Source organism: Neobacillus rhizosphaerae (assembly GCF_050477885.1).
Lineage (GTDB): Bacteria > Bacillota > Bacilli > Bacillales > Cytobacillaceae > Neobacillus > Neobacillus rhizosphaerae_A.
Map to the genome: position 1 here is coordinate 1 of NZ_JBCNAC010000125.1, position 22,009 is coordinate 22,009.

The window sequence follows — 22,009 nt, forward strand, 5'->3', positions numbered from 1 at the left end:
ACTCCCACAGGAGTCTTCGTGCCTTCCGCTCCAATAATCAACACTGTTATTAACACAGCCAAAAATAAAAAGGGATTTGTCATGTGACAAACCCCAGCAAAGTACATTATTCATTTGTATCAAGTGTGTAAGGATTACGACCGATGTTTATTCTCATTTCATCAGTCATTTGGAATGGTTCAGTTACTACTGCCTCGTTTGTTGCTTGGCCAAGTTGAGAACTTCCATCATAATGTACAGGCTTTTGTTCCATTTTCCCTTTCACCTCCACTGACTCTTACAGTTATCATATGTATATTTGTACCCATTTACCGCTTATTTCACTATCTCATAATACCTAAAAAAATTAGATAAAATTAACAGTAATACAGGTCTTTCTATCTATTATTATACTCTGTTTGTCACACAAAAGACATAATTTTTGAAAAAATAATATTATTTCAGCATGTATATATAAAAAAGAGACTGACTTAAAGTCAGCCTCTTCCAAAACTCTTATTTTACTTAATAGCAGCATTTACTGCTTCAATTACTTGGTTAGTTGTTTGCATGTTGAGAACTTCTTGAGCTAGTTTCTCCATGTCAGACTTTTTTAAGTTCCGAATTAAAGAACGAGCCTTTAGTATGGATGTTGCACTCATAGAGAATTCGTCAAGTCCTAATCCTAAAAGAACAGGAATAGCTGTTTCGTCCCCAGCCATTTCTCCGCACATACCTGCCCATTTACCTTCCGCATGCGCAGCATCGATTACCATTTTTACCAATCTTAAAATAGATGGGCTGTATGGCTGATAGAGATAAGACACACGTTGGTTCATACGGTCTGCTGCCATTGTGTATTGAATCAAATCATTGGTTCCAATACTGAAGAAGTCCACTTCTTTAGCAAATTGATCAGCTAAAACAGCAGTAGAAGGGATCTCAACCATAATTCCTAATTCAATATGTTCTGCAACTTTCTGATTTTCTGAAATAAGCTTTTGCTTTTCCTCTTCAAGAATCGCTTTAGCTTCTCTGAATTCATCTAAGGTTGCAATCATAGGGAACATAATTTTTAAATTACCATAGCTGCTAGCACGTAATAATGCACGAAGCTGGGTACGGAAAATATCTTGCTCTTCAAGACATAAACGGATTGCACGAAAACCTAAGAATGGGTTTAATTCCTTAGGCAGTTCAAGATATGGAAGTTCTTTATCTCCCCCGATATCAAGCGTCCTTACAACAACAGGTTTTCCACTCATTCCTTCTAATACTGCCTTATAAGCTTCAAATTGCTCTTCTTCTGTTGGAAGTTGGTCTCTACCCATGTATAGGAATTCTGTTCTGTAAAGGCCTACCCCTTCACCACCATTTTCTTTTACTCCCTTTAAATCTTTAGGAGTTCCGATGTTGGCAGCCAACTCCACATGATGGTCATCAGCAGAAACAGTAGGTTCATTTACAAGCTTCGCCCATTCTGCCTTTTGTACCTCATATTCTTCATGTGTCTTACGGTATTGTTCAACAAGTTCTGGTGTTGGGTTAATGTGAACTTCACCCTTTAAGCCGTCTACAACAACTAAGTCCCCATTGTTAATTTCCTCTGTGGCAGTCTTTGTACCGACAACTGCAGGAATTTCCATTGAACGAGCCATAATAGCTGAATGAGAGGTACGTCCACCAATATTTGTTGTAAAACCTTTTACAAACTGCCTATTTAATTGAGCTGTATCTGATGGAGTTAAGTCTTCAGCAACAATGATTACTTCCTCAGCAATCATGCTTGGGTTGACAATATGAACACCTAATAAATGTGATAGAACACGTTTCGTTACATCACGAATATCTGCTGCACGTTCTTTCATATATTCATTATCCATTTGTTCAAACATCATAATGAACATATCTGCTGTTTCCTTAAGAGCAGTCTCAGCGTTCACATTTTCAGACTTTATTTTATCTTCAATAGGTGAATTTAACTCTGGATCACTTAATACAAGAAGATGTGCTTCGAAGATAGCTGCTTTATCTGCACCAAGGTCAATTTTAGCGCGATCACGAATAGCTTCTAATTCACTTTTTGATTGCGCCATAGCTTGACGGAAACGCTCTACTTCTGCAGCAGAATCTTCAACTGTTACTTTTTCGAAAGATAAATCTGGCTCAACCAGACGGTATGCCTTCGCAATAGCAATACCGTTTGATGCAGCAATTCCATTTAAAAACGTCATTATTCTGCCAAACCTTCTTTTTTCAAGGTTTCACCTAAGCTGTTTAATGCCTCGTCTGCATCGTTGCCTTCAGCAGAAATCACAATGTCAGCTCCTTGGCCCACACCTAGAGACATAACACCCATAATAGATTTCAAGTTAACTTTTTTGCCTTTATATTCTAATGTGATTTCAGAATCGAATCTGCTAGCTGTTTGCACTAATAAAGTTGCTGGTCTTGCGTGAATTCCTGTTTCTGCGATTACTTTAAATTGCTTTTCTGCCATGCTTAATCAAACTCCTTTAATAAGTAAGTGTATTTATTCTGACTTAATAAAAATAAACATTTCTTCTTATTTAGTCAACTAAATCAATAAAAGACTAAAGAATTAATATCAATCCTTTTCCGCTTAATTTTTCCAAAAAACGAACCATTCATGTATTGATTTTAACCTAGTCATGATGTTTATTTGTATACAAGTGCTAGAATATCATTTTAATTCATAGTAAACAACTGAAAAACTCAAAAAACATTATTGTTCACAAAACTGTCAAAAACTGTCGAAAACCATCAAATCACTATAATTAAAACAGCACAAAAAGTTGCCTTTTAAGACAACTTTTTATGGATTCCATTTATTTAAAGACCATAGCCGCGTTAACTGCCTTCTTCCAGCCTTCATATAAAGTCTTGCGATTTTCATCTGTCATTTTAGGATTAAATTGGTGTTCAATAGCCCATTGCTTTGAAATCTCCTCTTGATTATCCCAATAACCAACTGCAAGCCCTGCTAAATAGGCTGCTCCAAGTGCGGTAGTTTCATTGATGATAGGCCGTTCAACAGGAACATTTAAGATGTCACTTTGGAAAGACATTAAAAAGTTATTTTTAACTGCTCCACCATCCACACGAAGCGTTTTTAATTCAATACGCGAATCAGCTTCCATAGCAGATAAAACGTCTTTAGTCTGATAGGCTAAGGATTCTAGTGTGGCCCGGACAAAATGCTCTTTCGTCGTTCCTCTTGTTAATCCAAAAACGGCTCCCCGAACATCACTATCCCAGTAAGGAGTCCCCAGGCCAACAAATGCTGGAACAACATATACGCCTGCCGTTGAATCTACCTTTGCTGCATAATCCTCGCTATCCTTTGCGTTCTTCAATATTCTTAACCCATCCCGAAGCCATTGTATAGCTGACCCAGCAACAAAGATACTGCCTTCAAGAGCGTAGTGAACTTTCCCATTTAACCCCCAAGCAATAGTTGTTAGTAATCCATGTTCTGATTGAACAGCTTTCTCCCCAGTATTCATTAGCATAAAGCAACCGGTACCGTAGGTATTTTTAGCCATTCCTTTTTCAAAACATGCCTGCCCGAAGAGAGCAGCTTGTTGATCTCCAGCAACGCCAGCAATGGGGATTTCTTTCCCGAAGAAATGATAATCAACTGCATTTGCGTATACTTCTGATGATGGTCGGACCTCTGGCAGCATGGTTTTAGGTACACCTAATATATCTAATAGTTCTTCGTCCCATTTTAGTTCAAAAATATTAAACATTAGCGTACGGGAAGCATTAGAATAATCCGTAACATGCGTTCGTCCACCGGAAAGCTTCCAAATTAACCATGTATCAATGGTTCCAAATAGTAATTTTCCATCATTCGCTTTTTTACGGGCATCCTTTACATTGTCTAGAATCCACTTTACCTTTGTACCTGAGAAATAAGCATCAATTAGCAAACCCGTTTTTTCACGAAATAATTGGTTGTAGCCTTTTTCTCTTAATTCATCACAAATCCCGCTCGTCTGTCTTGACTGCCAAACAATCGCATTGTAAATTGGATCACCTGTTTCTTTATCCCACACCACAGTGGTTTCACGCTGGTTAGTTATCCCAATACCGGCAATTTGATCGGCTTTAATTCCCGATTCAGATAGAACACCCGCAATAACCGAGAGAATGGAACCCCAAATCTCGTTAGGACTATGTTCCACCCATCCTGGTTGTGGAAAATACTGAGTAAATTCCTTTTGCGCTGTATGGATGATTTCACCTTGTTTATTAAAAAGAATTGCTCTCGAACTAGTTGTCCCTTGGTCAAGGGATAAAATAAATTGGTCCAATCAAACCCCTCCCTATGCTCTCCCGAAGGTTTAGTTTTTTCCCTTTTTATGAATTTCTTTTAATTGCTGCTTTAACTGATGAATTTCTGTCTTAATATACGACTGTTCTTCATAAGAGGACTGGACATCACCATAACGTACCTTTTCATAGATGCCTATTATTTCTTCTACTCCCACTAGCCCAATTCTATTCCACCATTCTTCAATCGATTCAGACGAATGACGACCTAATTTTAATTTATGGGCGTATTTCTCGAGATTATAAATTTCCCTTCTAATATACTCCTCCGGTGGTGTACCTTTTTTTCGTAATCCCACCATCGAGTTTGTACTAAAGAAAGCATCGAAAATCTCTATCCGTGGGGTAGAGTTACTTTCTATCGCCTGTTGCTTTAGCCTTTTCTTATAGATTAAGTACCCAATAATCCCTACAACTACCACAATAAGAATTAGGAGTAAGAAATCCATTGAGAAGGATTGATCTTGATATTTGCCCGCTTCATACTCCATATCACTTTCCAAAGGTTTTGCCACAAATTCCTCATGCCCAAAAAGACTGATAATGTATTCAAGGCCACTTAAGAGTGGTTTAGCAATTAGAATACTAAAAATCATGACAATCACATGTAAGATGCTGAAAAAAGCGAGTTGAACATATTTCAGTAAAAATGTAAGTCCTATTCCAATAATAGAAAATACAGCAAGGATTTTCATAAAATAAACAGCAAATTTAGTTTTGTCTACTTGAATAGAATACCATTTACCATAAAAACTGCCCAATAGGGCTAGTATTATTTGAGATATTAGTAGATAAATCACTGCGTCTTGAAATGGATAGTGACTCAGCGCGGAATAGATGATTGCAACCAAACCAACCATAAAAGATAACAGTAATATAACCGCTTCAGATTGTAGCGATCCATCGTCATACAATGAAATTCCCCGCCAAAATATAAATAATCCAATAATTAATCCAAAAAATAAAGAAAGCTCAGCTTGGTGATAAATATATAACAGCAATGGGAAAATCGTTACAATATAAACCCATTTTCCCTTCTCACGTATTTTTACAAGAAGGGTTGCTAAAAAAATCATACCACCTATACAAGTAAGCAACAAAAAGGAAATAGGCGGGATTTCTTTTTTATTTATATAAAATAAGAAAAGGAAAAGAATCCCTACATTACATTCCAAGACAAATCGATAGGTTATGGAAGCGACACGTTTCATCATAAGCGTACCCTTCTATCATTTTGAATGTCTAATTCACTTAGAACACCATGCTCCTGTTCAATAGTAAGCTCAAGCAACTTAGCCCCTCTTTGTCCAACCCTTAAGAGTATCCGATTATCTTCTTCTGTCCTGATACCTGTATGGATAAAAAAGGGTTGTGACGTTAGATGTCTATTATAAAAAGAAAGCATATATTCATATGGAATACTTGTATTTTGAGTACTAATGGAGGCCAGTGTTTCTAATGCCTTTTGGAGTTGTTCTTTTCCTTCTCCTTTTGGAAGAAATAGAAAAGGAGTACTCCCTGCCGTCCGTACATTAATACATAAGGAATAAGGAATCTGTTTGTTACATGCATAATAAGCAATCTCAGTAATTCCACTAATCAATTTCTCGATTTGACTAGTAATGGAATGGCCATTCGATACGTTTAATGCAATAGTCCAACCCTTTTCGGAAATTTTTTCAAAAACTTTTGTTTGCAGCGTTTGTTTTTTTGCACTAGCTTTCCAATTGATTCGATTAAAGCTATCCGAAGATATATAATCCCTTGTTCCTAAAGGACCAAGGCGATCTTCATAAACTGAATAAGGAACCGCGTTTACACCTTGTAGAACAGACAATTTCTCTATTAGCCCTTTTACTGGAATAGGTTGGGGATAGACTACGGCTTGTTGCTTTAAAAACGTTTTCGATTCCAAAATGATTTCTCCGAATCCAAAAAGACTTGGTACATGAAATTCAAGCTTACGAATTCTAGCAATTCCCCTTCTCCTAGCTTCGAAAGGAATGACTACCTGTTTTGTTTGTTTACTAAAAATAGAAAACGGGATTGAAATATCATACATGGACGAATTTGATTCCACTTCTTCACCCTCTGGAACCACAAAATGATCAAAGTAAACTCTTAATTCACCTTTTAAGATGGGGAGCCCCTCATTCCTAAAAATGAATGACCATCGTCCATTATCCTCGACAAAAAAATGGTTTTTTTCATAAATATTATCTAAGTAAAGCTTATCACCTGCTTTTTTTAGATAATAATTATTAGCAACAACAATGATTAGAAAAAACATAGCTAAGAAAAGCACTAATTTTGACTCCATATACAAGCTGACAAAGATAAGGAGTATGGCAAAAATACTAATACCCGGAATCTTTCGGTCTTCTACCGAATCTTTACTCCAAGTCATTCATTTATCCCCAATTCGACTGGTACAGGTACTGAGCGTATGATTTCTTCAATAATTGATTCAGGAGTTTTAGTTAAGGAACTCTCAATTGATAAAAAGATTCTATGTCCTAGAACAAACGGAGCTACTGTTTTTACATCATCGGGGATAACATATGTACGACCATTCAAAAATGCTTTTCCTTGCGATGCTTTCATTAATGCCAACGTTCCTCTTGGGCTCACACCTAATTCAATACTGTTATGCTCCCGCGTCTTCCTTACTACAGTCAACAGATAATCCTCCATCTCATCTGAAATGTAAATGTCGTTGATGGCTCCCTTTAATTGTTCTATTTCTTGCGTAGTAAATACTCGACCAATAGTGCTCATTTTTTTATCCCCACGATGAATTTGCATGATTCTCTTTTCATCCTCATACATCGGATAATCTACATTAATTTTAATAAAAAATCGGTCCATCTGTGCAACAGGCAGTGAAAAGGTCCCTTGCTGTGATTCAACGGGATTCTGTGTGGCAATTACCATGAAGGGTTCGTTTAATCTAACCGTTTCTCCATCAATTGTTACCTGTCGTTCTTCCATTACTTCTAATAAACTGGACTGTGTTCTCGGTGTGGCCCTGTTAATTTCATCAGCTAAAACGATGTTGGCCATAATTGGTCCTGGACGTAATTCAAATTCCTGCCGCTTTGGATTAAAAAACTGGATCCCCGTAACATCACTTGGAAGGACATCTGGGGTAAATTGAATGCGCGAAAATTCCCCTCCAATTGCAGTTGCAAAGCTTTTAGCGAGCATAGTTTTCCCGGTCCCAGGAACACTTTCAAGTAATATATGTCCATTAAATAATAAAGAAATTGCCATTAATTCTACTTCTGTATCCTTTCCGACAATCACCTTACCAATTTCCCGTTTTAATTCCGTAATTTTTTCTGTAAGAACCACTCTCTCATCCCCTTAGACGTGTATATATTTTTGTAGTCTTATATATTTTAACAAATTTTTCAATTTTTCCAAATATAAACAAAAAACCGCCTAATAAAGCGGTTTTGGCTACTATTAACTTCTTGGTTCTTTAAGGTACTGGTATAGTACATCTCCCCCTCGCTGACCAATTCCACGGAAATGTTTGAAATCTTCTCTCTTTACAAGAACCTTCCGAAATTCCATAAAATCCTCGTTCTTCACGTAATACTCTGATAGTTCACCTGTCATAAGTCTATTTAGAATGTCGGTTACATACTCTTCGTTCATTTCATAGCACCACCTTATTTATATTTATTTTATCGTATATTCATTTCTAAAAGTCAAATATCGCTTTCTTCTATTCTACTTATGGTAGCGTTTTCTATTCTTTTTACTATTTTCTTCACATATACCTGAAATATTCCGTGATAATTAACCAAATTGTCAAATAAAAGGCTTTACGAATTCCGAAAAGTAGTGCAAACTGGTATTTAACTGGTTTTATTATAGTTTTGTAGTAAAGGAGAGAGACTAAATGAAAAAAGCAGAAGTTGGGAATATCATAGAATTCCGTGGTGGTTTGCAAGGGATTGTTGAAAAGGTAAATGAAAATTCTGTAATAGTCGACCTAACATATATGGATAACTATCGTGATTTAGAATTAGATCAACGAACGGTTGTCAACCATAAAAACTATAAGGTAGTAAAAGAAAGCGCTTATTAATGGAAAAAATTCGTAAGAAAAGGCAGATTATCCTGCCTTTTCTTTTTTTCATGGCTCTGTTGATTTCCGCTCCAATCAACAGGTGTGCCAAATCAACATAAGGCTTTAAATTAATCCCTTATTCTTTTCCCTTCCCTGCTTCAGTCGCAAGGTTTTTAAATGACTTTACTTTCCCATGGGGGTTTTGATCCTGTTTTCTAACTGTCCATTCCCGCTCTTGTTCACTTTTTGATTTGCTCATCCCTATCACTCCTTTCTAGATTATTTTTTTCTTTTTTCCCTCTTCTTATCAGTCATTTTTGTGAATTCATTCATGTAAACATTTCCTTTGAAAACCATTTTTGCTACAATAACTTTTATTGACTCTTAAAGGAGATGCCACTAATGAAAAAACACAACCTAGACATACGGCTTATTGTCGGGTTACTTGTTGCCCATATCCTCATCAACTTTTCATTTCATGATAAAGCTATTTTTTGGTATATATTTTCTGGCTCCTTACTCGTGTTAATTGCCTATGCTACTCTCCAAGGTGAAGTAGACGATGAAGTCCCGTTTATAAAGTATTTCTTTTTAGGCGCTTTAAGTGGATTCGTACTCTATTTTGTATTTTGGCTAGGCATTCAAACAATGGAGTTGCTTCACCTTCCAATTGAAAATAGCCTAAATAAATTGTACAAGTTGTATGCACCTTCGTTATTTTGGCAGTATATTGCATTAATATTGGTTGCAGCACCTGGGGAAGAGCTTTTCTGGCGTGGATTTATTCAGAAAAATTTAATGAAATATTTCCGTCCATTGGTAAGTATTGTAATAGCTGCATTACTCTACGCTTCAGTACACATCTATTCTGGTTCTTTTTTGTTAGTTTTAGCTGCTTTTCTATCAGGTCTCACCTGGGGATTCCTCTATTACTGGAAAAAAAGCATGCCGCTTATCATTGTTTCACATCTTGTCTTTGACATCATGATTTTTATTATTTTACCGCTTAAATAATGTTAATTGCAGAAAGTAGAGGCTGACTCTGAAGTCAGCCTCTTTAACTTTTTTCAGTTGGTTTAAAAGGTTTCATCCAAAGTAAAACAAAAAAGGTCATACAAATATACCCAAATAAAGGATATAAATATGATAAAAGGGTCCCATAATTCACAAGGCTGATAAGATAGGAAACGACAAAAATAGACGAAACCGATACCATTGTTGGGATGGCCATATATTGTTTCAGCTGCCGATCAAGGCCGAAAACATTCCCAATCACGGAAGTGAAAATCTCTCCGTAAATGACAAGGACAAAAACGCCATAAAGAAATGGTGCTAAATTTTTCATAATAATGGCCATTGGAATTTCATATAGTTCAAGATTTGGAAGCATAATTAATGTTGAATGACTGGCAATTAAGATAAGAGTTAAGGCCATTCCCCCGAGAATTCCCCCCCATTTAATTGTCCAATCATCTTTTATTTCTGATGCAATCGGTACTAGAACTGCCTGAGCTAAGCCAAGATTCAAGGCTGTATAGGAAAACGGTGCCACGACACTTTTCCATCCATCTTCTGCATGGGGTATAAATAACAATTTATTTAAAAAATTGGGCATTTGAATGGAATAAGACATCAATATGAGACTAAAACAAATCATCAGCGGAACCACAAAACTATTCACTGCAAAAAGTCCCTTAGTTCCAATTAACATAACAATAATGGATAATGCGATTGTTAGAAACACTCCCAGGTTTTTAGTAAGACCTAGCTGCTCTTCAAAAACAGCACCTGCTCCTGCAAGCATTACTGCGCTTACTCCTAGAAGCATAAAAAGCATAAATATGTTAATAACCCTACCCGGCCATTTGCCAAACAAGTACTCATTAAACTCTTGATATGATTTTGCGTTTATTTGTGCAGCAATTCTCATAAGCTTAGACCCTAATACAATAAAGAGATACCCGCTCATCAATATACTAATAAAGCCAAAGAATCCAAACCGTGAAAAAAACTCAACGATTTCCTTTCCTGTGGCGAACCCTGCTCCAATCACTGTTCCAACATAGACTGCCGCAATTTGAAAGGCTGCTGGCCAATTCTTCCTCACATCATCTCCCCCTTATCATCAATATATGAGTGAAGGGACAAACAAAGACGAGCTTTTTTCCTTAATTGGTAACCATTTCAATAATCAAATCTCTTGAAAGTCAAAAAAGGTCAGAGTATACTATGGTCATAAAGTCAAAGATAGTCAAAGTCAAAATCTGATGTTAAACACCTTATATATATTATTAGGAGGTTATTTGCTTATGTATTGTCAAAAATGTAATGTAAACCATGCAAATGTACAGTTAAATATGAATATCAATGGCCAACGTAAGGAAATAAAACTCTGTCAGGAATGCTATTTGAAGGAAAAGCAAACCTTGGGTTCTAGTTTGGGTTCACATATGAACTCGTTCCCTAGCTTTCCTTTTGAAAATCTGTTTATGAGTAACCACGTACCACAGGATGATCAAATACATGAACCATATATAACTCAACAAAAGGCCTCTCATGGTGGATTTATCGATCAATTCGGTCGTAATCTAAGTAACATGGCGAAAGCAGGTCTTATTGACCCCGTCATCGGTCGAGATGATGAAGTGAAACGTGTCATTGAAATTCTCAACAGAAGAAACAAAAACAACCCAGTATTAATTGGTGAACCTGGTGTCGGTAAGACAGCTATTGCGGAAGGTCTTGCCATTAAGATTGCAGATGGAGATGTACCAGGAAAACTGAGGAATAAAGAGGTCTATTTACTAGATGTTGCCTCCCTCGTTTCTAATACTGGAATTCGTGGACAGTTTGAAGAACGAATGAAAAAATTAATTACAGAGTTACAAGAACGTAAAAATATTATTCTTTTTATCGATGAAATTCATTTGCTTGTTGGTGCAGGTTCTGCAGAAGGATCAATGGATGCTGGAAATATTTTAAAACCTGCATTAGCACGTGGGGAATTACAAGTAGTGGGGGCAACAACCCTCAAGGAATATCGTCAGATTGAAAAGGATTCAGCCCTAGAACGCCGCTTTCAGCCAGTTCACGTTCTTGAACCAACAGCGGTAGCTGCTATAGAAATTTTAAAAGGAATTCAAAAGAAGTACGAGGATTATCATGAAGTGGTTTATTCTGATGAAGCCATCCATGCATGTGTCCAATTGTCACAGCGCTATATCCAAGACCGCTTCTTACCTGATAAGGCCATCGATTTACTTGATGAAGCTGGTTCAAAATTAAATTTAATCTCTGATTATAGAAGTACTGAACAAATTGAGGCCCGCTTAAAAGAGATTGCAGGTGCAAAACAAGCAGCCCTTAAAAAGGAACAATATGAAGCTGCAGCTAAACTTCGTGACGAAGAATTACAGCTTGAGAAGTCATTAAATAAGGATACAAGCGCTGAAAGACCTGTTGTTCAAGTTTCACATATTCAAGAAATTATTGAACAAAAAACAGGGATTCCAGTCGGAAAATTGCAGGAAGAAGAACAGTTTAAAATAAAGGATTTGGAAACAAATTTAAATCATAAAGTCATTGGGCAGGAAAAGGCTGTTAAAAAAGTAGCAAAAGCGATTAGACGCAGTCGCGCTGGCTTAAAGTCAAAGAATCGCCCGATTGGATCTTTTCTATTCGTCGGTCCTACGGGTGTCGGAAAAACGGAACTATCTAAAACACTTGCTGAAGAGCTATTCGGTACAAAAGATGCCATGATTCGTCTGGATATGAGTGAATATATGGAAAAGCACAGTGTATCAAAATTGATTGGTTCACCTCCTGGTTATGTGGGTCATGACGAAGCAGGACAGCTTACCGAAAAAGTACGCAGAAATCCTTACAGTATTATTTTGTTAGATGAAATTGAAAAGGCACATCCTGATGTTCAACATATGTTCCTGCAAATTCTTGAAGATGGCCGTCTTACAGATAGTCAGGGAAGAATTGTTAGCTTTAAAGATACAGTCATCATCATGACAAGTAATGCGGGTGTCAGTCATAAATCAGTTCATGTCGGCTTTAGTACAAATGAAGCTGTCGAAGAAGCTACGATTCTTGACTCACTAGGCAGTTTCTTTAAACCAGAATTTTTGAATCGCTTTGATAGTATCATTGAATTTAACGCACTGGATAAAGAAAACATCTTATATATTGTTGATTTAATGATGATTGAACTACAAGAAACATTAGCTGAACAAAATATTGAGCTACACATTACGCCAGAAGCCAAAGAAAAGTTAGCTGAGCTTGGTTACCATCCTGCTTTCGGTGCACGCCCACTCCGCAGGGTCATTCAGGAACAACTAGAAGATACCATTGCGGACTTTATCCTTGAGCAGCCAGATGCTAATAAGTTACAAGCCATTTTAGAAGATGGCCAATTAAAAGTCGTTTCTGAAATGATTCCAGTTCAATAAAAAGGTGAAAGAGGTTGACTCAGTCAACCTCTTTCATACATTTCTTATAGTTTTTTATCCTCAATAGAATTGAGCCAATTCTCAATCTCACCAACTACAGATTCCACACAACCGTTTTCAAATGGAGAAATGAGGTTCGCTGCTTCCACTAACTTGGTAAATGACATACTTCCACCAAGCTTACATAGATTCACATAATCATTCCAAGCCTCTTCTTGGTTCTCTCTTGAGCGTTTCCAAAATTGGAAAGCACAAATTTGAGCAAGAGTGTAATCAATATAATAGAATGGAGAATTGTATATATGACTTTGACGTTGCCAGAAGCCCCCGTTTTCTAGGTATTCATTCCCGTCATAATCCTTATGAGGTAAGTATTTTTTCTCAATCTCACGCCACTGAAGATTACGTTCCTGCGGTGTTGCAGTTGGATTTTCATATACCCAATGCTGGAATTCATCAACAGATACACCATATGGAAGGAATAATAGGGCTTCGCTTAAATGGGAGAACTTATATTTATCTGTATCTTCCTTGAAGAATAGCTCCATCCACGGCCATGTAAAGAATTCCATACTCATGGAATGGATTTCACATGCTTCATAAGTTGGCCAATAGTATTCAGGAATTTCAAAGTGACGGCTAGAATACACTTGGAAAGCATGCCCAGCTTCGTGAGTTAATACATCGATATCGCCAGATGTTCCATTGAAATTGGAAAAAATAAATGGAGCTTTATTGTTTTCAATAAATGTACAATAACCACCAGCAGCTTTTCCTTTTTTAGCGACTAAATCCATAAGGTTATTGTCTTGCATAAAACGGAAAAACGCTCCAGTTTCCTCTGAAAGTTCTTCGTACATTTTCTGTCCGTTTTCAATAATCCATTCAGGACTGCCTTTTGGAACAGCATTTCCTGTTTTAAAAATAAATCCCTCATCATAATATTTCAATTGATCAAGACCAATTCTCTCTTGTTGACGAGCTTTTAGTTTTGTAGCTATTGGAACAATAAAATCCTTCACCTGCTGACGGAAATTCGCTACCATTTCTGCATTGTAGTCTGTTCTCATCATTCGATAATAAGCTAACTCTACAAAGTTTTTGTATCCAAGCTTCTGAGCAATCTCTGTTCTTACTTTTACAAGGTCATCGAAAATTCGATCAAGCTCTGCCTGATGTTCTGCTAAGAACCCAAACCTTGCCTCATTTGCCCGTTTCCTCATATCTCTATCTGTCGACTCAGTAAATGGTTGTAATTGTGTTAAAGTCCTCTCTTCACCTTCAAAATCAATCTTTGCTGATGCAATTAGCTTTGTATATTCTGTTGATAAGCGATTTTCCTTTTGAAGTAATGGGACAATCTCTGGCTTAAATGTCTTAAGCTGACCTTCTGCAAGAGCAAAAAGCTGCGTGCCCCACTTTTCCTCTAATTCTCGGCGAAATGTTGATTCTACCAATGCTTGATAATACTTTGTAGCTAGACCTTCAACCTCAGGCTGAATTTCATCCATATAGTCTTGTTCCTGCTTATAAAACTCATCGTTTGTATCAATGGAATGACGAATGTAACATAAGTTGAACATGGTTCCAATGTCATTTCTAAGCGCATTAATTTCATGCATAGCCTCACTCTGTTCCTCAACTGAAACTGCACTTTTAAAACGCTCCAGTAACGCATCGAATGTAACAGTTGCTTCTTCTAAATTCGGGCGTACATATGTATAGTTTTCAAAGCTCATTAAACATCCCCCTTATCTTGTCTTCTGCATATATTTCTTCGACACTCTACCATCATATTCCTTTTACAAAAAAAATACGACCATTTGGCCGTATTAAAATTTCCCTGCAGGTATACCTAATTTTTTTAATAGGTCAATCGCTTCCGACTTTTCCGAATCAGTTAGACTCGACATAAGTTGATCAATTTGTTCGGCATGCTCGGGGAATATGCCTTGAATAAATGCTCTTCCCTCTTCAGTAATTTGAGCATAAGTGACCCTGCGGTCTTTTGGACAGGCAATCCTTTTTAACATCCCTTTTTGTTCAAGCTTATCCACCACATAAGTTATACTTCCGCTGGCAAGCAAAATTTTTCCGCCAATTTGCTGCATTGGCTGGTCACCTTTATGATAAAGAAGCTCTAAAACAGCAAATTCTGTTGGATTTAAGCCACTAGCTTGAATCACTTTATTTACATGTTCATTAATTGCTTTATATGCTCGTGAAAGGACAATAAATAACTTTAATGATTTTGCTACTGAATCATTTTCCATAAAAACTCATCCTTTATAGGGTATTTCTAAATTATCTCGATTTCAAAATTATTATAAGAAAATTTTAGTTTGATGTCAATTTTCTAATAAAAAAACGAGACACCAGCCGGTCTCGTCACTTTGTTTTTACAATTGTTTCTTTTTGGATAATTCTTTCCTGTATTTCAATAATAATTTGATTTAATCGTTCGTCTCGGTCTTCCGGGGCAATCTTCTTTTGAAAAACAGAATAAAGAGTAATATCTCTTAGCTTCAAAAAGAGTGGTAAATGTTTCTCCCAACTTTCCGGTAGGGTATTAAATTCTTTATATCCTTCAATAAAATATGTAAGGAAATTCCGAGCAAATTCGGTCTTTTCCTGTTCACTCGCATTCCGAAGTCCATAAAAAATAGAATAATAAAGTGGGATAGCAATATCTGATGTAAACCAATGGTAGCTGCAATCATCAAAATCAAACACATGTACTTCCTTGCCATCATAAAAGAAATTACCGGAATGGATATCCGTATGGATTAAACCGAAATTATCTGTCGATTGTGGAAGTGCCCATAGTTCCTTCATTAGCTCACTTGTGTTCTTAATCATTTCCGGTTCATCTGGAAAATATGCTGAAACATCAATGAGTTCTTCTTCATGCCAAAAAGGGCGCATTTTCAATCCTTTTTTCGCTTGATAATGCTTCGTCACTGCATGCATATGTCCCGTCACCTTCCCCCAGGCATGGAACAATTCGTTACTAAAATACTCAGAGTCGGTCTTAACCGGAAATCCTTCGGCCTTTGTATAAAGACAAGCAAAAAAGCAGGACTCATCCAAAGCCTCAAATTTTTCTATTAAATGTCCATTAGAAGAAAGAAATACTTTTGGACAATTTACACCATTTTCGTTTAAATAGTTCATCCAATCTAGCTCTGCTTCTATTTCACCTAAAGAGCGGTGTGAACTATGGGTAATCCTCAAAACAAATGGTTGACCATTGCGGTACACTTCAAATACATAATTTTCAAAGTCTCCCAATTTCTTTACTCTTGATTCTAATTCAAACCTTGTTAAAAATTGATTTAAAACTTCTTGAGTAAACAATACTTCAACGGACTTTTCCATAAATCCCCCTATGAAACAATTATTCTTTCATTATAGTTTAAAAATTCCGAAAGTAGAAATAAATATTTCTTATTTTTGGCAATCGGTAGTAAGATATGGATAGAAAACTATTTGCATTTTTTACAAAGAAGGGATGTCAATGAGTCAGCAAGCTGCTTTACCCGTTAAAACGCCAAAAGCCTCAGAGTCTACCATGTTTAAAATTCTCTTTATCATCGGGCTATGTCATTTATTAAATGACGCGATTCAGGCTGTTGTACCAGCTATGTTTCCGATATTAGAGAAGTCGATGGGATTAAGCTTCACCCAGCTAGGGATCATTGCTTTTTCATTAAATATGGTCTCCTCTGTCATGCAGCCTCTAGTCGGGGTTTTAACTGACAAAAAGCCTATGCCTTATGCTTTGCCAATAGGACTTACTTTTACTTTAGTTGGAATACTTGGATTAGGATTTGCTTCAAATTTTTCTTGGATTGTCTTAGCTGTTGTCTTGATTGGTCTCGGTTCAGCCGTGTTTCACCCTGAAGGCTCTAGGGTTGCCTATATGGCTGCAGGGAATCGACGAGGTCTTGCTCAATCAATTTATCAAGTCGGCGGAAATACTGGTCAGGCATTGGCCCCACTTATTACAGCACTTATTTTAGTTCCACTGGGTCAAATCGGCGCATCTTGGTTTACCATTGTTGCTGCTCTTGCTGTGGTTTTATTGATTTATATTGCAGGTTGGTATAATCATAGACTAAACCAATCTCCTAAAACAGCAAAAGGTAAAAGAACAAGTACGGATCAAAAAGTCGGGTTGTCCAAAGAAGTTAAAAATACAATTGTCTTTATCCTGTTACTAATCTTTGCTAGGACTTGGTACACATCAGGAATGACCAATTTCTATACATTTTATGCGATTAAAGAGTATGGACTTACAATTAAACAGTCTCAGCTTTTCTTATTTGTCTTTCTCGTATCGGGTGCAATCGGTACATTCTTTGGAGGTCCGCTTTCTGACCGTTTTGGAAAGAAACAGATTATATCCTTTTCCATGCTGGCAACTGTTCCTTTTTCGATTCTCATTCCTTATGTAACTCCAACAATTGCCTTTATCTTTTTGATTTTTACCGGATTTATTTTAATGACTAGTTTTTCTGTGACGGTTGTCTATGCACAAGAATTAGTTCCTGGAAAGATTGGGACAATGTCTGGTTTAACTGTAGGACTTGCATTTGGCATGGGGGCAATTGGTTCAGTGGGGTTAGGATACATTGCCGACTGGATTGGTTTACAATCAATGATTACATGGCTTGGGGTACTTCCACTACTCGGTTTAATCGCCTTTTTACTTCCATCTGATCAGAAAGTGTGGGAATGGAATCAAATAAAGTAAGGATAGGCTAATGCCTATCCTTACTTTATTTCTTGTATTCTTTTGTACAATTCAGCTTTTTCTTCATCTGTAAGCATTCTTTCTGCCATAGGAAATAGTACATTTTCTTCTTTAGAGAAATGCTCTGTTAAGATGAAATAGGCATTTTGGATTAACTCAGCTAATTTTTTCATTTTTTCAGTTGATGCTTCAGTAACTCCTGCATTTGTTAGGAAAGAACCAATATTAGCTTTCGCTTGATCATGTTCATACTCCATTACCGCTATAGGTCCTGAGGTTGTTCCAATATAGGTACCCATCATTGGGAAAAGAACTCCTTCTTCTCTTTCTGAATGTGGGTCTAAAGCTGCCTTAAAGGCTTTCACTTGCTCAATTAATTCAATAAAGTCTTCTTCTACATTCAACTCTTGGTCAATATTTTGTGTTAAAGTATATAGCTTCTCTAATTGTTCTAGTAATGGAGGATGTTCACTTTTAAGTTGTTTTAATCCTTCACTTAATTCAGCTTGGGGCATACCACCAAACCCACTCATGCAACCACTCATATCATTCACCTCTATTGTAATATGTGCCTTAAGTATAAAATTTACTATGAAACTATGTAGTGACAGAGGTCACATTTCTGCAAAGGGAGCAAAAGGTTGTCGTATTTTTGTCATTTTTATGAAACCGTTTTAATTTTTTTGAGATTTTAACATTTATCACACAAAAATTGATTGAAAGTTTCATATAATGAAGATAGAACATGAAAGGGAGGTCAAAAACACATGAAAACCCCAAATTACCATGACTTTTATCAAAAGGCATTAATCCCAATCGGTTTTAACGATTTAAGGGCTCTAAAGGAATCCGATACTACCATTCCTAATTTTCCTTATACACACTGGCTTATTGCTGTAGAAGGGGTACAACTCCCGCAACCTTCCATTTACTATAATTGGAAAGTTAGCATATACCCCGCTGATTGTGACGGTGATTTCAACTGGAAAAAGCCTTATTATTGTTCAGCAAATATGGAATTAATGGATCACGCAAATAAACTTGCTTCTTCATTTGTTGCTTCAGGCAAGAAAGATGAGCTATCCTCATCAACCCTACTAGAGAAAATTAGCTAAGCCACTTATATTATTCCCTCTGCTTTACCTTCTTTTTACCCTCACTTGTGAAAAAACCTACATATAGTGATAATTAAAATATTTTTAATTTAATAGTGCATGCATATTGTTGTTTTTTGAAAAAACTAAGCATGTTTTTGGCCGGAATCCAATACGGTAAATTAGACTGGCTGCTACGTTACCGATTCCACTTTTCCAACACCACTTGGGGCACGTAGACTTCTTCTACGTTACCGGCTCCACTTTCTCAACACCACTTAGGGCACGTAGACTTCTTCTACGTTACCGGCTCCACTTTCTCAACACCACTTGGGGCACGTAGACCCCTTCTACGTTACCGGTTCCACTTTCTCAACACCACTTGGGGGCACGTAGACCCCTTCTACGTTACCGTTCCACTTTTACATCACCAGTTGGGGCACGTAGACCCCTTCTACGTTACCGGTTCCACTTTTCCAACACCACTTGGGGCACGTAGACCCCTTCTACGTTACCGGTCCCCTTTCACAACTTCACTTTGGTCACCTAGGACTGACTACTTCTTAATAATATAAGATCTACGACAGCACTTTTTGTTTCCAGATACCAAATAAAAAAAGTGTTGTTCACGGCAGGCCGCAAACAACACTTTTTCTATTATTCTATGCAAGTCTAAATACTATTCCGTGTCCACCCTTTGGATACTCCCATTTGATGTTTTGGTACGGACAGCCTATACGGCAGCTTCCGCATTCATGACAACCCTCGTAGCCCACCTGCATCCTTGTTCCTTCCCACTTATACACCTCTGCTGGGCAAAATACTGTACAAAGCTTATCAGGACATTGGGTCATACACACATCATGATCGAGTACAGTTAAATGCGATTTCGTGTCACACTTAAAACGGAGAAGATACTGTTTTTCTTCGATATTCTTCGTTGACATTATTTCACCGCCTTCCAAGCACGATAAATATCTTGCAATACTCGAATCGTTCCTCTTTCAGAAGTGACACTCTTCATTATCTGCTTTTGCTTTTCACGTTTTGGCGTTCCATCTACGGTAAAGAATTTGCTCATGGCCTTATTCATCATTGGAACATATTCATTAAAGTATTGTGGATACTTTTCAAATGTATGAGCAGCATCTTTATATTTCTCTAAGTCTTTGATGATAAAGCTATCATATAACTTCTCACGGTAGAGATTTAAGCTGGACTCTGAATAGTCGCCTCGATTTTTCGCCTCTATAACAGTTTCAGCCGCTAGTAAACCAGAATGCATGGCCATATTCGAACCTTCGCGGTGGATGGCATTAACAAGCTGAGCAGCATCACCGATAACAACTACTCCATTTCCAGCAACCTTAGGAACCGAGCGATAGCCACCTTCTGGAATAAGATGGGCAAGATACTCAGCGGATTCTCCACCAGCAATTAATGGTTTTACCATTGGGTGAGTTTTCAAGTAATCAAGCAGCTCATACGGCTTTAATTTTGCTTTAATCATACTAGAAAGAGTGGTACCCACTCCAATGTTAATACTTTCTTTATTTGTGTAAATAAAAGCAGTTCCGAGGTTACCTTTTGTTGAATCCCCAAAGACCTCTATGGTACAGCCTTGGTTATCCTCCAGATTAAACCGATCATTGATCTTTTCCTTGGATAAATTAACCACCTCCATTACAGTTAAAGCCACTTCATCTGGTCGAAATTCTTTATGGAAGCCTAACTGTTTAGATAAAAGTGAATTTACTCCGTCTGCAAGTACAACGACATCAGCATATACCTCTCCATCTGGGCGGTCCGTACGCACACCTACTACCTTGCCATTTTCAACAATACATTCTGTAACGACAGTTTCGTTGATTAGGAGCGCTCCGGCCTCGACTGCTTTTTGCGCAAACCATTGGTCAAACTGTGCTCTTAGAACAGTGAAGTTATTATAAGGTTCCACGGCCCACTCAAGACCTTTATAGCCAAAGGAAACAACAGATTCTTTATCCATCATCCAGAAGCGCTGTTCAATCACGGGTCTCTCAAGAGGTGCTTCCTTCCAAAATTCAGGAATTAGCTCTTCCATTTGCTTTCGATATAACACTCCACCCATTACGTTTTTGGCACCAGGATATTCTCCTCTTTCTATAAGCAAAACGTTTAATCCATTTCTGGCACAAGTCAGAGCACAAGAAGTACCTGCAGGACCCGCACCAACGACAATCACATCAAATTTCTCAGGCATAGCTTATTACACCGCCTTTTTCCGTTCTGAGCTGCTTAAATTGCTCGATTAGTTTAGGTACAATCTCCATTGCATCTCCTACAATTCCATATGTTGCAACATCAAAAATTGGCGCATTCGGATCTTTGTTGATGGCGATGATGAACTCGGAGTTCTTCATACCAACTACATGTTGAATCGCTCCTGAAATACCAATAGCAAAATAAATCTTCGGAGTCACTGTTTCTCCCGTTTGACCAACTTGTTGTTCGTGAGGTAGCCATCCAGCTTCTACAACATCACGAGTACCGCCCACACTTGCCCCTATTGATTCTGCTAACTCATGGATAAGCTGGAAATTTTGAAAATCTCCCATGCCTTTTCCACCGCATACTATGACATGTGCCTCAGCTAAATTAGCTTTTTTTGTTACGTCATTCACAATTTGGAGTACTTTTGTCCGCATATCTTCTTCTTGAAGTGAAATCTTTTCTTCAATGATTTTACCAAGGCGCCCTGCATCCGGCTCTAATGCCTTCATTACTTTTGGTCTAACAGTGGCCATTTGCGGTCGATGCTTTTTACATAGGATGGTTGCCATAATATTTCCACCAAATGCTGGTCTACTTGCTTCTAGCAATCTATTATCGGTATCAACATCCAACATCGTTGTATCCGCTGTTAATCCTGTAGATAAATCGGTTGCGACTGCACTTGCTAAATCCTTCCCATTTGGTGTTGCTCCGTAAAGGATTATCTCTGGCATATATTTTTGAGCCAGCAGCATAACACCCTTCATATAAGATTCAGTCCGATAATCTTTCAATACTGGATGATCAATGACATAAACCTCATCAGCACCATAGGCTATGGTCTGATTAGCTAATGATTTAATTTCACTTCCTAATAAGAATCCTGCTAATGGAACTTGCAGTTTATCTGCCAGCTTTCTGCCAGCTCCAAGCAATTCAAGTGAAACGCCTTCTATTTTACCTTCGTTTTGTTCAATAAAGACCCAGACTCCACGATACTCGTCTAGATTCATGTAAACCCCTCCCT

The 22,009-nt window shown here is 37.5% G+C and carries 22 protein-coding genes; 5 read left to right on the forward strand and 17 right to left on the reverse strand.

The window, feature by feature from the left end; translation table 11 throughout:
- Positions 1–106: 106 nt before the first annotated feature.
- The 8 genes from ABES03_RS17670 to ABES03_RS17705 all read right to left on the reverse strand — a co-directional run bounded on the left by ABES03_RS17670 (position 107) and on the right by ABES03_RS17705 (position 8,001).
- Complete coding sequence (locus ABES03_RS17670; protein WP_430119056.1) at positions 107–253, reverse strand: hypothetical protein; 147 nt, start codon at positions 251–253, stop codon at positions 107–109.
- Between the two features lie 247 nt (positions 254–500).
- On the reverse strand, positions 501–2,213 hold the full coding sequence (ptsP, locus tag ABES03_RS17675; protein ID WP_430119058.1) for a phosphoenolpyruvate--protein phosphotransferase: 1,713 nt from the start codon (positions 2,211–2,213) through the stop codon (positions 501–503).
- A complete protein-coding gene (locus ABES03_RS17680) occupies positions 2,213–2,479 on the reverse strand; it encodes a phosphocarrier protein HPr (protein ID WP_430119060.1) in 267 nt (88 codons plus the stop codon). The genes ptsP and ABES03_RS17680 overlap by 1 nt, the downstream gene beginning before the upstream one ends.
- Before the next feature lie 349 nt (positions 2,480–2,828).
- Complete coding sequence (gene glpK, locus ABES03_RS17685) at positions 2,829–4,319, reverse strand: glycerol kinase GlpK (protein ID WP_430119062.1); 1,491 nt, start codon at positions 4,317–4,319, stop codon at positions 2,829–2,831.
- A 30-nt stretch (positions 4,320–4,349) separates the two neighbouring features.
- A complete protein-coding gene (locus ABES03_RS17690; protein WP_430119064.1) occupies positions 4,350–5,552 on the reverse strand; it encodes a hypothetical protein in 1,203 nt (400 codons plus the stop codon).
- The gene (locus ABES03_RS17695; RefSeq protein WP_430119066.1) at positions 5,549–6,745 is read right to left on the reverse strand and encodes a DUF58 domain-containing protein; all 1,197 of its coding nucleotides are present in this window, start codon (positions 6,743–6,745) and stop codon (positions 5,549–5,551) included. The genes ABES03_RS17690 and ABES03_RS17695 overlap by 4 nt, the downstream gene beginning before the upstream one ends.
- A complete protein-coding gene (locus ABES03_RS17700; protein WP_430119068.1) occupies positions 6,742–7,692 on the reverse strand; it encodes an AAA family ATPase in 951 nt (316 codons plus the stop codon). Before ABES03_RS17700 ends, ABES03_RS17695 begins: the two co-directional genes overlap by 4 nt.
- A 114-nt stretch (positions 7,693–7,806) precedes the next feature.
- Positions 7,807–8,001 carry a hypothetical protein gene (locus tag ABES03_RS17705; protein ID WP_430119070.1) on the reverse strand — a complete coding sequence of 65 codons (195 nt, stop codon included), beginning with the start codon at positions 7,999–8,001 and terminating at the stop codon, positions 7,807–7,809.
- A 247-nt stretch (positions 8,002–8,248) separates the two neighbouring features.
- Here ABES03_RS17705 and ABES03_RS17710 point away from each other — a divergent pair, with 247 nt between their 5' ends.
- The gene (locus ABES03_RS17710) at positions 8,249–8,437 is read left to right on the forward strand and encodes a YkvS family protein (protein ID WP_149869412.1); all 189 of its coding nucleotides are present in this window, start codon (positions 8,249–8,251) and stop codon (positions 8,435–8,437) included.
- 118 nt (positions 8,438–8,555) lie between these two features.
- Here ABES03_RS17710 and ABES03_RS17715 read toward each other — a convergent pair whose 3' ends face one another.
- Entirely contained in the window at positions 8,556–8,678 is a 123-nt protein-coding gene (locus ABES03_RS17715; RefSeq protein ID WP_430119072.1) for a DUF6254 family protein, read from the reverse strand.
- Between the two features lie 143 nt (positions 8,679–8,821).
- Between ABES03_RS17715 and ABES03_RS17720 the strand changes: the two genes are divergently transcribed.
- Complete coding sequence (locus tag ABES03_RS17720; RefSeq protein ID WP_430119074.1) at positions 8,822–9,433, forward strand: CPBP family intramembrane glutamic endopeptidase; 612 nt, start codon at positions 8,822–8,824, stop codon at positions 9,431–9,433.
- 43 nt (positions 9,434–9,476) lie between these two features.
- Here ABES03_RS17720 and ABES03_RS17725 read toward each other — a convergent pair whose 3' ends face one another.
- Positions 9,477–10,526 carry a YkvI family membrane protein gene (locus ABES03_RS17725; protein WP_430119076.1) on the reverse strand — a complete coding sequence of 350 codons (1,050 nt, stop codon included), beginning with the start codon at positions 10,524–10,526 and terminating at the stop codon, positions 9,477–9,479.
- Between the two features lie 202 nt (positions 10,527–10,728).
- On the opposite strand from ABES03_RS17725, the gene ABES03_RS17730 reads away from it, so the two are divergent.
- Complete coding sequence (locus tag ABES03_RS17730) at positions 10,729–12,879, forward strand: AAA family ATPase (RefSeq protein WP_430119078.1); 2,151 nt, start codon at positions 10,729–10,731, stop codon at positions 12,877–12,879.
- Between the two features lie 44 nt (positions 12,880–12,923).
- Here ABES03_RS17730 and ABES03_RS17735 read toward each other — a convergent pair whose 3' ends face one another.
- From ABES03_RS17735 to ABES03_RS17745, 3 genes are all read right to left on the reverse strand, one after another.
- Complete coding sequence (locus ABES03_RS17735; protein ID WP_430119080.1) at positions 12,924–14,618, reverse strand: M3 family oligoendopeptidase; 1,695 nt, start codon at positions 14,616–14,618, stop codon at positions 12,924–12,926.
- A gap of 93 nt (positions 14,619–14,711) precedes the next feature.
- Positions 14,712–15,152, reverse strand: a complete 441-nt coding sequence (locus ABES03_RS17740) for a MarR family winged helix-turn-helix transcriptional regulator (RefSeq protein ID WP_309865452.1) — start codon at positions 15,150–15,152, stop codon at positions 14,712–14,714.
- 115 nt (positions 15,153–15,267) lie between these two features.
- The gene (locus tag ABES03_RS17745) at positions 15,268–16,257 is read right to left on the reverse strand and encodes a phosphotransferase enzyme family protein (RefSeq protein ID WP_430119082.1); all 990 of its coding nucleotides are present in this window, start codon (positions 16,255–16,257) and stop codon (positions 15,268–15,270) included.
- A 139-nt stretch (positions 16,258–16,396) separates the two neighbouring features.
- Here ABES03_RS17745 and ABES03_RS17750 point away from each other — a divergent pair, with 139 nt between their 5' ends.
- The gene (locus ABES03_RS17750; protein ID WP_430119084.1) at positions 16,397–17,635 is read left to right on the forward strand and encodes an MFS transporter; all 1,239 of its coding nucleotides are present in this window, start codon (positions 16,397–16,399) and stop codon (positions 17,633–17,635) included.
- 20 nt (positions 17,636–17,655) lie between these two features.
- Here the strand turns inward: ABES03_RS17750 and ABES03_RS17755 are convergent, their stop codons facing one another.
- The gene (locus ABES03_RS17755) at positions 17,656–18,180 is read right to left on the reverse strand and encodes a hemerythrin domain-containing protein (RefSeq protein ID WP_430119086.1); all 525 of its coding nucleotides are present in this window, start codon (positions 18,178–18,180) and stop codon (positions 17,656–17,658) included.
- 222 nt (positions 18,181–18,402) lie between these two features.
- Here ABES03_RS17755 and ABES03_RS17760 point away from each other — a divergent pair, with 222 nt between their 5' ends.
- Positions 18,403–18,750 carry a hypothetical protein gene (locus ABES03_RS17760; RefSeq protein ID WP_430119088.1) on the forward strand — a complete coding sequence of 116 codons (348 nt, stop codon included), beginning with the start codon at positions 18,403–18,405 and terminating at the stop codon, positions 18,748–18,750.
- 641 nt (positions 18,751–19,391) lie between these two features.
- On the opposite strand, the gene ABES03_RS17765 is transcribed toward ABES03_RS17760, so the two are convergent.
- Genes ABES03_RS17765 through ABES03_RS17775 form a run of 3 tightly spaced genes read right to left on the reverse strand, consistent with a single transcriptional unit; the run spans position 19,392 to position 21,995 of the window.
- On the reverse strand, positions 19,392–19,676 hold the full coding sequence (locus tag ABES03_RS17765; protein WP_307289207.1) for a ferredoxin family protein: 285 nt from the start codon (positions 19,674–19,676) through the stop codon (positions 19,392–19,394).
- Entirely contained in the window at positions 19,676–20,971 is a 1,296-nt protein-coding gene (locus tag ABES03_RS17770; RefSeq protein WP_430119090.1) for an FAD-dependent oxidoreductase, read from the reverse strand. The genes ABES03_RS17765 and ABES03_RS17770 overlap by 1 nt, the downstream gene beginning before the upstream one ends.
- On the reverse strand, positions 20,964–21,995 hold the full coding sequence (locus ABES03_RS17775) for an electron transfer flavoprotein subunit alpha/FixB family protein (RefSeq protein WP_430119092.1): 1,032 nt from the start codon (positions 21,993–21,995) through the stop codon (positions 20,964–20,966). The genes ABES03_RS17770 and ABES03_RS17775 overlap by 8 nt, the downstream gene beginning before the upstream one ends.
- Positions 21,996–22,009: the final 14 nt, after the last annotated feature.